The organism is Chryseobacterium sp. FH2 (genome assembly GCF_001045455.1).
GTDB lineage: Bacteria > Bacteroidota > Bacteroidia > Flavobacteriales > Weeksellaceae > Chryseobacterium.
Window position 1 is genome coordinate 76,417 of sequence record NZ_LFNE01000001.1, and the last position, 13,071, is coordinate 89,487.

14 protein-coding genes are annotated in these 13,071 nt (G+C 31.6%); 6 read left to right on the plus strand and 8 right to left on the minus strand.

Annotated features, from left to right (window positions below; all coding sequences use genetic code 11):
- Positions 1-31: 31 nt before the first annotated feature.
- From ACM39_RS00400 to ACM39_RS00425, 6 genes are all read left to right on the plus strand, one after another.
- The gene (locus ACM39_RS00400) at positions 32-610 is read left to right on the plus strand and encodes a DUF6705 family protein (RefSeq protein WP_048509046.1); all 579 of its coding nucleotides are present in this window, start codon (positions 32-34) and stop codon (positions 608-610) included.
- A gap of 38 nt (positions 611-648) precedes the next feature.
- Complete coding sequence (locus ACM39_RS00405) at positions 649-1,215, plus strand: DUF6705 family protein (protein WP_131701379.1); 567 nt, start codon at positions 649-651, stop codon at positions 1,213-1,215.
- Between the two features lie 150 nt (positions 1,216-1,365).
- On the plus strand, positions 1,366-1,932 hold the full coding sequence (locus ACM39_RS00410; protein ID WP_048509048.1) for a DUF6705 family protein: 567 nt from the start codon (positions 1,366-1,368) through the stop codon (positions 1,930-1,932).
- Between the two features lie 155 nt (positions 1,933-2,087).
- Positions 2,088-2,651 carry a DUF6705 family protein gene (locus tag ACM39_RS00415; RefSeq protein ID WP_131701380.1) on the plus strand — a complete coding sequence of 188 codons (564 nt, stop codon included), beginning with the start codon at positions 2,088-2,090 and terminating at the stop codon, positions 2,649-2,651.
- On the plus strand, positions 2,651-3,211 hold the full coding sequence (locus ACM39_RS00420; RefSeq protein ID WP_048509050.1) for a DUF6705 family protein: 561 nt from the start codon (positions 2,651-2,653) through the stop codon (positions 3,209-3,211). Before ACM39_RS00415 ends, ACM39_RS00420 begins: the two co-directional genes overlap by 1 nt.
- Positions 3,212-3,322: 111 nt before the next feature.
- A complete protein-coding gene (locus ACM39_RS00425) occupies positions 3,323-3,880 on the plus strand; it encodes a DUF6705 family protein (RefSeq protein WP_048509051.1) in 558 nt (185 codons plus the stop codon).
- Between the two features lie 224 nt (positions 3,881-4,104).
- On the opposite strand, the gene serS is transcribed toward ACM39_RS00425, so the two are convergent.
- The 8 genes from serS to ACM39_RS00465 all read right to left on the minus strand — a co-directional run bounded on the left by serS (position 4,105) and on the right by ACM39_RS00465 (position 13,066).
- Positions 4,105-5,373 (minus strand): serine--tRNA ligase, encoded by a 1,269-nt coding sequence (gene serS / locus ACM39_RS00430; protein WP_048509052.1) that lies wholly within the window; start codon positions 5,371-5,373, stop codon positions 4,105-4,107.
- A gap of 68 nt (positions 5,374-5,441) precedes the next feature.
- Positions 5,442-5,951: a hypothetical protein gene (locus tag ACM39_RS00435; RefSeq protein ID WP_048509053.1), complete on the minus strand. Its 510-nt coding sequence runs from the start codon at positions 5,949-5,951 to the stop codon at positions 5,442-5,444.
- Positions 5,952-5,969: 18 nt separating this feature from the next.
- Positions 5,970-7,217 carry an oligosaccharide flippase family protein gene (locus tag ACM39_RS00440; protein ID WP_048509054.1) on the minus strand — a complete coding sequence of 416 codons (1,248 nt, stop codon included), beginning with the start codon at positions 7,215-7,217 and terminating at the stop codon, positions 5,970-5,972.
- Between the two features lie 3 nt (positions 7,218-7,220).
- On the minus strand, positions 7,221-8,870 hold the full coding sequence (locus tag ACM39_RS00445; protein ID WP_048509055.1) for a hypothetical protein: 1,650 nt from the start codon (positions 8,868-8,870) through the stop codon (positions 7,221-7,223).
- On the minus strand, positions 8,870-9,985 hold the full coding sequence (locus tag ACM39_RS00450) for a glycosyltransferase (RefSeq protein ID WP_048509056.1): 1,116 nt from the start codon (positions 9,983-9,985) through the stop codon (positions 8,870-8,872). The genes ACM39_RS00445 and ACM39_RS00450 overlap by 1 nt, the downstream gene beginning before the upstream one ends.
- A 6-nt stretch (positions 9,986-9,991) precedes the next feature.
- Positions 9,992-10,480, minus strand: coding sequence for a hypothetical protein (locus tag ACM39_RS00455; protein ID WP_048509057.1), 489 nt, complete (start codon positions 10,478-10,480; stop codon positions 9,992-9,994).
- Positions 10,481-10,595: 115 nt separating this feature from the next.
- Positions 10,596-11,381 carry a (Fe-S)-binding protein gene (locus tag ACM39_RS00460; RefSeq protein WP_048509058.1) on the minus strand — a complete coding sequence of 262 codons (786 nt, stop codon included), beginning with the start codon at positions 11,379-11,381 and terminating at the stop codon, positions 10,596-10,598.
- Between the two features lie 356 nt (positions 11,382-11,737).
- Positions 11,738-13,066, minus strand: coding sequence for a (Fe-S)-binding protein (locus ACM39_RS00465; protein ID WP_048509059.1), 1,329 nt, complete (start codon positions 13,064-13,066; stop codon positions 11,738-11,740).
- Between the last annotated feature and the right edge of the window lie 5 nt (positions 13,067-13,071).

Here is a 13,071-nt window from a genome sequence, read left to right on the forward strand (position 1 = left end):
GAATCCTTGTTAAAATTTAAAATAAACAATTATGAAAAAGAATACATTTTTATACTTAATAATCATATTATTTTCAATAAGCTGTAAAGCTCAACAATATCCTTTGGATACAGATTATAAAACTATACCTAATTATTCTTATTTAAAGGATACAAATAATTCATTATTGCCCTATGTAGGTAATTGGAAAGCAACTTATAGTGGTAATGAAATCATTTTAAAAATTGAAAAAACAGATAATCATTTCCGTAACTTTAATATTAAAAAATTCTATGAAGATGTATTATTTATGCACTATATTATTAAAAATCAACAAGGAAATATTGTGGAGAGTACAATGAATATAAATACTACAGATTCAAATATTATTAGCGATATGATATTTCCCAGCGATAATTTAATTTCTTTTACATATACGGGGGGGCAATGTACAGTAGGTTGGGGAAGTATAAATTTAAAAATGATAGATTCCACTCATTTTCAGTGGAATTATCAACCAGAGTCTACTATAATTACTAATAAAAACTGTCCAGATTATCCAACAGGAGGTATAACAATAAATCTTCCTTACAATCCTGATTATGTGGATTTGGTTTTTACTAAGCAATAAACAAAGCCTCTAAAAAGAGGTTTTTTCAAATGATGATTATGAAAAAGAATACATTTTTATATTTATTAATCATATTATTTTCCATAAGCTGTAAAGCACAACAATATCCATTAAATACAAACTATAGAACAATTCCTGATAATTCTTACATAAAAGATATTAATAATGAGTATAGTAAATTTGTTGGAAATTGGAAAGCTATTATCAATAACAAAGAAATAGACTTATCTATAAGTAAAGAAGAAAATAAAAGTATGATATTATTTAATAGACATTTTTACAAAGATGTTTTATTAATTAGATATAAAGTTTTAGTAAATAATCAAATTGTTGAAAATACGATCAACAATTCAAATGATAGTGTCAATATAATTAGTATGGGGGCACAGATTGATGGCTCGGTTCTCTTTGATTATAAGGGATTAAAATGTTTAGTAGGAAATGGTTTTATTAGTCTTGAATATGTTGACTCTACACATTTAAAATGGAACTATCAGCCTCAATCTACAGTAATTACCAATAAAAACTGTTCAGATTACCCTACTAGTGGTATAAAAATAAATTTACCTTATGAGCCTGCTGATATAATTTTCACTAAACAATAGTGAAAGAATAACCGCTGAAAAGCGGTTTTTAGTTTATAACAAAAGGATTTTAAAGCAATTGTTAAAAGAAGATAATACAAATACTTCAACAATAGAAAAAGATGCAAGTGGAAATCCAATACCGAATCCTTGCTAAAAAAACTAAATATTATGAAAAATAAAATATTTTTATTTTTAACATTATTGTTAATTTCAATTAGTTGTAATGCACAGCAATATCCATTAAATACAAACTATAGAACAATTCCTGATAATTCTTACATAAAAGATATTAATAATGAGTACAATAAATTTGTTGGAAATTGGAAAGCAACAATTAATAATAAAGAAGTCAATCTTAGTATAATAAAACAAGATAATAGACCAATAGTTATACTTAACAAGTCTTATTATAGTGATGTTCTCTTACTTAGATACAATGTTCTAGAAAATAATCAAATAGTTGAAAATACATTAGATTTCACAAATGATAAAGTGAAGGCAATTAGTATGGGAATAGAAATCGATGGTTCTGTTCTTTTTGATTATGAAGGCTTAAAATGTTTAGTTGGAAATGGATTTATAAATTTAGTATATATTGACCCAAGCCATTTAAAATGGAATTATCAACCTCAATCTACAGTAATTACCAATAAAAACTGTTCAGATTACCCTGCTGGAGGTATAAAAATAAATTTACCTTATGAGCCCAAGGATATCATATTTACTAAACAATAGTGAAAGAATAACCGCTGAAAAGCGGTTTTTAGTTTATAACAAAAGGATTTTAAAGCAATTGTTAAAAGAAGATAATACAAATACTTCAACAATAGAAAAAGATGCAAGTGGAAATCCAATACCGAATCCTTGTTAATCAAATTAAAACACTTATTATGAAAAAGAAGAAGTTCTTATATCTATTTATAGCATTAATATCAGTAGCCTGTAAAGCTCAACAGTATTCATTAAATACTGATTATGAAAATATACCAAACAATTCACATATTAAAGATCTTAATAATGAATATAATAAATTTGTTGGGACATGGAAAGCTACATTAGGAAATAAAGAAATCTATATTTATGTTACTAAACAAGAGGATCGACTAATAAGTCGATTAACAAAAACATTTTTCAGAGATGTCTTGTTAATTAGATATAAAGTTTTAATAAGTAATCAAATCGTAGAGAATACTACAAGTTTTACGAATGAAAATATAAATATAATTAGTATGGCAACAGAGGATAATTCTGTTATTTTTACTTATACAGGAGGAAAATGTACAGTAGGATGGGGAATAATTAGTACAGAATATATTGATTCAACACATTTGAAATGGAACTATCAGCCTCAATCTACGATGATAACGAACAAAAACTGTCCTGATTATCCCGCTGGTGGTATAAAAATAAATCTACCTGATGAACCGAAAGATTTAATCTTTACAAAACAATAGTGAAAGGCTTTATAATAATTTTAGGAATGTTTGTTGTATTTTCATGTAAAGCACAACAATTTCCTTTGAATACAGATTATGATGCGGTTCCGAGTAATGCGTATGTGAAAGATTTGAATAATGATTATGATCCATATATTGGTACTTGGAAAACTACATTAGGAAATAAGGAAGTATACCTCAATGTTGCAAAGCAACAAAATAGAGAAATTAAATTGGTTTCCAAAACTTACTTTAGTGATGTTTTGCTAATTAAATATAAAGTTGTTATAAATGGACAAATAATAGAAACTACAGAAAATAACTCTTTAGATAAAGTAAAAATTATTAGCGATGGATTAGATTTAGATAATTCAGTAATTTTTACCACTTTAGGAGGAAAATGTATGGTTGGTTGGGGAACTATTCTACTGAAAAGTATTGATTCAACTCATTTGAAATGGAATTATTTACCTGATTCAATGGTTATTACTAATAAAAATTGTTCAGATTACCCTACTAGTGGTATAAAAATAAATTTACCTTATGAGCCTGCTGATATAATTTTCACTAAACAATAATGAAGAATAACCGCTGAAAAGCGGTTTTTAGTTTATAACAAAAGGATTGTAAAATAACCCTTATCAAAGAAGAACTCCTAAAACACCAAATCCTTGTTAAAACAAAACATTATGAAAAATAAAGCATTCTTATATTTACTAATTTCATTATTTTCAATTAGTTGTAAAGCACAACAATATCCATTAAGTATAAAATATAGTCAAATTCCAAATAATGCGTATATAAAGGATATGAATAATGAATATATAGGAACTTGGAAATGTAGTTTTGGAAACAAAGAAATCTTCCTTTATATTACCAAACAGGAGGACAGATTAATAAAATTAATATCAAAAAGTTATCATAGTGACGTTTTACTGATAAAATATGAGATATTAAGCAATAACCAGATAATTGAAAGTACAAAAAATTTTACTATTGATAAAATAAATATTACAAGCATGGGAAAGAGTAAAAATAATTCTGTAGTATTTAACTATGAAGGAGGAAAATGTCATGTAGGAAATGGTCTGATTTATTTGAAATATGTTGACTTGACTCATTTGAAATGGAATTTCAGACCTGACTCTGTTATGTTGACGAATATAAACTGTCCAGATTATCCAGCTGGTGGTATAAAAATAAACTTGCCTTATGAGCCTTCTGATATAATTTTTACTAAACAATAATGAAAGAATAACCGCTGAAAAGCGGTTTTTAGTTTATAACAAAAGGATTGTAAAGCAATCGTTAGGGGGCGGAAGATTTAAAAAATTTGATAATAAATATTCTCTTATCTATAGTGACTTAGATTTGTGTAATACTTCCGATACTATTACCATCAATTTTACAGATGCTACTAAAAACAAAACCACCGAAAATATCGGTGGTTTTTTATGTAAATCTAAGTTGATTAATTAATTACATCAAACCTTGCATATTCAGCAATCTTCTTAGGAAGCTTAATTCCCTCTTCTGTTTGGTTATTTTCAAGCAAAGCCGCCATAATTCTTGGTAAAGCCATCGCAGAACCATTCAAAGTATGGACTAATTGCGATTTTCCGTCTGCCTTATAACGGCATTTCAGTCTATTTGCCTGGAACGTTTCAAAGTTAGAAACAGAGCTTACTTCTAACCACATTTCCTGAGCTGCGCTCCAAACCTCAAAATCATAAGTCATTGCAGATGCAAAACCTGTGTCTCCTCCACAAAGCCTTAAAACCCTGTAAGGAAGTTCAAGATCAGTCAGAATTTCTTTGATATGCTCCACCATTTCCTCTAAAACAGCATAAGAATTTTCGGGTTTTTCGATTCTTACAATTTCCACTTTTTCAAATTGGTGAAGACGGTTCAAACCTCTTACATGAGCTCCGTAGCTTCCTGCTTCTCTTCTGTAGCATTGGGAGAAAGCCGTATTTTTAATCGGAAGTTCTTTTTCGTCAAACAAAACATCACGATACAGATTCGTTACAGGAACTTCCGCAGTAGGAATCAGGTACAACTTATCTTCATTCACATAATACATCTGCCCTTCTTTATCAGGCAATTGCCCTGTTCCATATCCGGAAGCTTCGTTGATAACGTGAGGAGGATTTACTTCCATATATCCTTTCTCAACATTTTTATCTAAAAAATATTGAACTAAAGCTCTCTGCAATCTTGCTCCTTTATTCAAATAAACAGGAAAACCTGCTCCTGCAATTTTTACTCCTAATTCAAAATCGATAAGGTTATATTTTTTTGCCAGTTCCCAGTGAGGAATTGCTCCTTCACCAAGCCCTTTTACATCGTGAGACTGGTAAATAATTTCGTTATCATCCGCAGACGCACCATTCTTTACCAACTCATTCGGAATATTTGGAAGCTGATATAAAATATCCAGTAAAGCTGCTTCTTTAGCCTCTAACTGAGTTTTCAATTCTGAGCTCGACTCTTTATATTGTGCTGTTTTAGATTTTGCAGATTCAGCTTCTTCTTTTTTTCCTTCTTTCATTAACATTCCGATTTCCTTGGAAATTTTATTGATTTCTGAAAGTTGAGAATCTAATTCAAACTGAATTTTTTTTCTTTCTTCGTCAGTAGCAATAGCCTCGTCTACCAACTCAAGATTCTTGAATTGTCTTTTCTTAAGACCTTCTAAAACGCGCTCCTTATTGTCGCGCAAAAAATTGACTTGTAACATTTTATTTAGATGTTAGTTATTAGAATGTTAGACATTTAAAATGCCAACAGTTTTGCAAATTTATAAAATTATTTTACGATCGTAACGACATTCGGAACATTTGGCTCTTTCGTAAATTTAAGTTCATTGTTATAAAAAACTTTCGAAACCTCAAATACAGAAGGTGTCCAGTGATATTGAATTTTAAGCCTGTCTGTCGTTATTTCAGTAGTGCTGTCTGTTATTGGTCTGGATAACCTTAAATCGATTTCCGACTCGTATGTTCTGTCTTCCGGACTTATGGAATCTATCGTAATCCTCTTTGCCCCGGCAAGATATTCAATATAATAAACGGAATCTGTAGTCATCTTTAATGAATATGTTGTAACGGGTGCCACATCCTGCGTTCCATTTACATCATTCATAGAAATAGACGTGTAAGAACCTGACTTGGTACTGTTTAATAAATCCTGTCCCGCACTGTTTTTTATATAAAGATTGAATATCTGATCTATCTTCTGCAAAGAATCTTCATCCCTCCCGCAACTTGTCAATGCGAAAAGTATAATCAGTATTCCAAAAGCTACATTTTTTTTCATTTCCAACAAAGATAAAACTTATTTTAAATCTTTCAGGTATTTATGAAAGAAGTAGGCCAGAATAAAGCCTGAGCAAAGTAATGTAACCGAAACACTTATTGTCATCCCTAAAATTTGGTATTTTGGCACTAAAATAAAGGCTAAAACCACAAGTAAAATCAACGAAAAGAAAGAGCATTTCGTATTTAACGACATTTTCCCGACCGCAGACAAAAGGTTTCCGTACAGATTTCTAAACAGAATATTCATCAAAAAAGTAAACAGGAAAATAATGAAAAGTAAATAGTTATCAGAATAATTTTCGCTAAACAACATTTTCAGAATAAATTTACTTAAAACCGTACAAACGATAAAAATCACAATACAGACAGGGATAAACAGTTTATAATATCCTGAAATATAGTTTTTTAAAAATAATTTATTTGTGTAATTTTTAGCCAAAACCGGAAAATCACTCTGCATAAAGGCTAAGGCTAAAAAAGTAACATTCGACGGAATTAAAATTGCAACACGGTAACTTGCTACCGAGCTTTCATTTAATAAAAATCCTAACAAAAGAATATCCGCTGAAAATAAGGCATCAGATAAAATTGTCGTTCCGGAAGTATGAACGGCATAACTCCAAATTTCTTTTGAATTAAAAAACGATGGTAATTTTGGAACAGGAAAGGTTGAAACTTTAAGCCAGAACAAAGATAAAAACGGAGCCAGCGCAATGGCAAACAAATATCCTTTTAGTTGAAAAAAATAGCTCAAAACCAAAAGAATGGCCAGCCCTAAAACATTTACCACATTATTTACTTTCGCAAATTCTTTGTTTTTATTATTAATTCTAAGTTCAGACTGAATAAAATAAAAGAAATAAAAACCAATAAATCTTATGGAAAAAAATAAAAATATCCAGAAAATATCTTCATACTTTTTAATGTAAAAAAAGCTGCATCCAAGAAAAATAACGGTTAATATGAGCTGATAAATAAATCCTCTAATCAACAGATAACCAGAAAGCTGTTTCTTTAAAATATCACTGTCTGCAACGGAGCCAAATCTCAGCAAACTCTGATAACTCCCCAAACCTGTACAAGAAGCAAATGCAGCAAAAAGAGCCGCAACAATACTCATCATTCCAAAATCACGTTCCGGCAGAAGTTTAATAATAAAAAGTGACGATAAAAAAGCGCAGATCTTACCAAGCAGCAAAGAAACAAGAACATATTGCCCTTGATTATTGAAAAAATTCTTTAAAAACTGCAAGCCTCCTTTCATTCATCAAAAATACAGTTTAAAAATAGATAAAATATTAACAGCCTGACATTTGTGATAAAAAGTCTTTTGAGAAAATAAATTAGTTACCTCTTCTCTCAGCTCAGGATAGGACTCTAATCTTCCTATATTTTCATTAAAGTAATGCTGATAATAATTTTGAATATCAGGAGTCGAATCAAAATAATATTGATAAGGATACATACTGGCCTTTTCAGGTGATTTTAAAATCTTATTATACAAAAACAAATACCCGTTTTTCAAAAATTTATCCCCGAATTTCACTTTCCAATGGGCATCCGGTTTCATTAAAGTTCGTTCCCAGGTATATTTTGCAGCTTCTTTACAATGCTTTGCCATCCATTCAAAATAAAACATGTGCTTATATTTCCATTTTTCCGGAAGGCTTAAAGATAATGTAATAAAATCCTTTGTCATGAAAGGAGAAAGATGATAAGCTTTCTGTTGTAATACCTGAGTTCCAAGAACTGTCCTATTGTAAGCCAGATTTTTCAGTAAAAAGATTTCTTCTCTTTCATAGTTTGACATGACTTTTTTCAAGTCAGACTGAATCTTCGGAAGAAAATTCTGATTAACGATAATTTTATATGCTGTAGGAGATTTTGCTCTCGGTTCAGAATTGAATCCTCCTAAAATCCCGTCACCTATCTGCCCGCCATGAAAAATTGCAAAATCACGGAAAGAAAGATTATCCAATGCATACTGCACATGAATTCCACCCGAATAAACACTCGTTCCTTCCGAGATTGTGGTAAGTTGATCTATTTTTTTAAGAAAACTTCCATCATCCAATGGAATAAATTCATAGGGTAATTTGTAATCAGAAGCAATTTCTCTTGAAATTTTTTCATCAAGATATCCCGAATGCGAAAAGCAAAGCGCACATCCAATGTCAAATTTATTTTGAATGGCATAAAACATTGCCATTCTGCTATCTAATCCCCCGCTTAAAAACGCTAGATGAGAAGTATTTAATTCATTATCTTTTTCATATTCCCATTTTACAGCTTCAGTGAAAATCTCGTGAATATCATTAACGGCATTTTTTTTGGTTTTAGAATAATATCCAATTTCAGAAACATTAAAGTATTCTTTTTCGCTCATTGTATTGCTTTCACAATCAATTTCCAAAAAGCAGGAATCTGAAATTTTATAAACATTTTCAATGGGAGTCCTATCTTCCAAGAGGTTTCCAATAGCCAGCAACTGATACAGAGAAATCATATCCGGAGTCAGAGAAATACCATTTTCTTTCATAGTTTTACTCAATCTTACCAAATCTGAATCTGCAAAAAATTTGTCGTTTATGTGAGTATAAAAAACTCTTTGCGTAGAAGTAGGATTGGTAAAAACCAACATTTTTTGATTTTGCTTATCCCAAATACAGCCCCTAAACTCACCCTCCAGCTGCTGAAAAACCCGCCAATTGTTTTCCAAATAATTTTTAACTAAATAATTCTGAAAACTACCTGATGAATGTTTAAGTAAATCTTTTTTATTCAGAACAATTCCTTCAAGGACAATATCAACCTCGGGTGTTTCTATGAAAATTGAATCATAATAAGTCCCATGTTCAAAATAATACTTAATTTGAACCTGTCCCTTATGAATAAATACAGAAAATCCCTTTGTCATTATATTACTTTCTGATAAATTTCAATGAATTTTTTTCCAATCGTATCTTGGGAGAAAGTCTTTTCAGCATATTTTACCAATTCATTTTTGCCGCAAAAAAAACTGTGGTCTGATAACATTTTTATCATAGCCTGCTCGAGTAGATTTTCATCAGCATTATCCAGAAGTATTCCGCTGTTTTCCGGGAAAAATTCAGAGATACCACCTACATTTGTTGAGATTACCTTTATTCCGCTCGCAAACGATTCTGCGATTACACATGGCTGGTTTTCATCATCACTGAAAAGGATAAAACAATCTGCATTATACATTCTTTGAGATACCTGCTTCAAAGTTTGCATCCCAAACACATCAATATTATTTTGTAAATTTTCTTTCTCTACCATACGCTTCAGTTCTGAGAAATCACCGTCTCCACCTATTTGTAAGGTAAAGTTATAACCTCTTTTCAGGAGGCTGATGGCTACTTTTACAATTTTATCTGCATTTTTCCTAGGGATCAGGCTAGAAATATGAATGAAGCCAAAAAGACTATTCTCTGTTAATCTGGGATAGAAAAGGTGCGTGTCTACTACATTCGGCACGACGACCATCGGTTTTTTAACGCCTATATTTTCTATTCCTTTTTTCAAATCTTCGCTCACAGGACAGATTACAGATGCTTGATTTCCGATATATTTAGCTATCTTCTTAATTTTGAAGGATGTAGTATTGTAATTTTTTTTTCTTAAAGCCGTCCAATGTTCTGTAACAATAAAAGGAATTTTATACTTCTTTTTAAGATAAACAGCAAAAAGCATATTATTATGAAGAACATTGGCGTGAACCAAATCAGGTTTTTGCATTCTTTGGAACCCTTTTTTATATGCCTTTATCCTTCTCATAAAATTGAGAACAGGATTATTCGTATTTTTATAATATACTATGAGTGTCCTGATTCCATTGATTATTTTATCATCAAAAGCGAAAGTTTCTTTCTGATTAAAATCCCCTATTGCGTGGAGTATTTCAACATCAGTAAACTTTGCGACCGCCTCAGCGTGCCGTTGTACAAAATTGCCGTTTGTGGGCTCCAGTTTATTTGGAAACCAGGATGAAATAAAAAGTATTTTCAACGGAAATTATTTTATAGACGCAGCCCAGCTTTTTTCGAATGGTAAAACAAAATGACTCAGAAAATCTAAATATGTATTTTTGGAAAAATCAAACACATCAATATCCTTAGATAATTCCCCGTTCCTGATTTTTGTTTTAAAATCAATAAGCTTTAATGTTTTTACCTCACCATTTTCAATAAAGCTGGCTTTCATTCTGTCGAATAAACCTAGCTGATACTCTTCATCAATCTCCCTCATTATCTTTCCCAAAGCATCTATACTGCAGCCGGAAGCCAACTCTTTTTCCTCATCTACACAGATAATGATAAATTGATTTTTCTCAATCTTAAAAGACGAAGAAAGCGGCTTTCCATGAGCCGCCCAGGTTGCCAGGAAATCAAATAGTTTTTCGGTAATCATTTTTGCTTCTTTCGTTTCAAAAGGTCTTGAAGCAGGATATATAATAACTCTATAGTCGTTTGTCTCTACAATACTTGATTCTTCAATTTTCATTGCCGATAAATTTAAAGTATAAAATTATGAATTATAATTGACTTATGCTTTTTTTAAACAATAAAACCCAAGATTATTCTTGAGTTCTATTTATATATTTTTCAATAAATTACCTTTATAAATCTTCTGCTTCAGCAAGGAGCTCTACGATGTCTTTTACAGCCACTTCTTCATTCTTATTAAAATGTTTCACACCATCTGTCATCATTGTATTACAGAAAGGACAGCCTGTTGCAATTACTTTCGGTTCAAAAGACAGAGCTTCTTCCGTTCTTTCGATATTAATGTCTTTATTTCCTTTTTCAGGTTCTTTAAACATCTGCGCACCTCCAGCTCCACAGCAGAGCCCATTTGTTTTGCAACGCTTCATTTCAACAAGCTCGGCATCCAGCTTTTCTAAAAGCATTCTTGGAGCTTCATATTCATCGTTTGCTCTTCCCAAGTAACAAGGGTCATGGAAAGTAATTTTTTTCCCTTTAAAAGCTCCTCCTTCAATTTTCAATCTGCCCTCTTCCATGAGTTTTTTAAGGAATTGAGTATGATGAATTACTTCAAAATTACCTCCTAAGCTGGGATATTCATTTTTAAGTGTATTAAAACAATGCGGACAAGCCGTTACGATTCTTTTTACTTCATAAGCATTTAGGACTTCAATATTTGTAAGAGCCATCATCTGGAAAACAAATTCATTCCCCGCACGTTTTGCCGGATCACCCGTACAGCTTTCTTCCTGTCCTAAAACGGCAAACTCGACTCCTATTTTATTAAGTATCTTGCAAAATGCTTTCGTAATTTTCTTTGCACGGTCATCAAAACTTCCCGCACAGCCAACCCAAAACAAAACTTCTGGTGATTTTCCTTCGGCAGCATATTCTGCCATTGTTTTTATATTGAAATCCATTTGTATTATGAATTTTATTTAAATAATTTTTTATAAATCTTTCTATTTTTTGATCATTTAGTATTGCCTGACAGCTCATAAATGAAAAATTCAGTACCAAACTCTGAAACAAAAAGTAAAAGAACACAAATTTTACAGGCGGGAACAAAAAAATTCCGAGGAATTAAACTTTTTAAAAATATTTAAATCATGCACCCTAAACCTTCTATAACAAAAATTTCCGGGAAATATATTTATCAGGAAAGAGCTTACACTGAAATTTAAAATCCAATTACCGTAATAAGTAAATAAAAGGAAACTTAATTTCAAGATTATTCTTTTCTATGAAGCCTAAAACCATTGCATGATCAAAAATGTTAATCATTTGCCCAATTTAATCTATCTGCCTGGTTATACTGCCATGGAGCTGCATTATTTTCTACATTTGTCATCATCAGGTTCAGTTCCTGTGGTGCAGCAGACTGCTCCATTACCAGGAATCTTCTCATTTCGAAAATAATAGAAAGAGGATCAAGCAACACAGGGCAGGCCTCTGTACAAGCATTACATGTAGTACATGCCCAAAGCTCCTCTTTTGTGATATAGTCGTTCAGAAGTTTTTTACCGTCATCAACGAAGCTTCCGTTTTTATCTATATTTCTCCCGACTTCTTCCAGACGATCCCTCGTTTTCATTAAAATCAACCTAGGAGAAAGTTTTTTACCTGTAATATTTGCAGGGCATACAGAAGTACATCGGCCACATTCTGTACAGGAATAGGCATTTAGTAGCTGAACCTGGTTTAAATCAAAAATATCTTCTGCACCAAATTTAGAAGGAATTTCTGCTTCGCTTCCTTCTGCCGGAGCAGCATAAGGATCTGCATTGGGATCCATCATTAATTTAATTTCTTTGGTAACGGACTCCAGATTGTTGAATTTTCCTTTTTTCTCCAAATTTGCATACCAAGTGCTTGGAAAAGCTAAAATGATATGCAAATGTTTCGAATAATAAAGGTAATTCATAAAGAACAGAATCCCAACAAAGTGAAACCACCAAGCAGCTCTTTCCGTAAAGAATAAAAATCCATCACCAAAATTATTGAAAATCGGGCCTAAAAGAGTTGAGCTTATCGGAAAATTTCCATGTTCCGGAAGAAGTCCTCTTTGCTGAAGCACCCAATCTGAGGCATTCATTTTGAAAAAGGCCATCATTAAAGCAAATTCAATAATCAAAATCCAGTTTGCATCGTGTTTAGGCCACCCGAAAAGTTCTTTCATCGTTAATCTTTTCACTCCGTAAAAATTTCTACGTATGAAAAATACGACTACTCCAATCACAACTAAGAGTGCCAAAACTTCTAATGTTGCCGTGAAGAAATTATAAAAACTATGACCTAAAATAGAAGATAAAAACCTGTGTGTGCCGAATATTCCGTCAACAATGATTTCTAATAATTCAATGTTAATAATAACAAAACCTACATAAACAAAAAGGTGCAAGATACCTGCTACGGGGCGTTTCACCATTTTACTCTGTCCCATCGCAACTCGTGCCATAGTTTCCCAGCGCTCTCCTTTTTTGTCATTTCGGTTGATCTCACGTCCTAACCTGATGTTTCTATATATCTTTTGCAGACTTTTTGCAAAAAGCCCAAAACCTGCAATTAATAAGATCAGAAAAATAATATTATCAAGATATTGCATGGTTT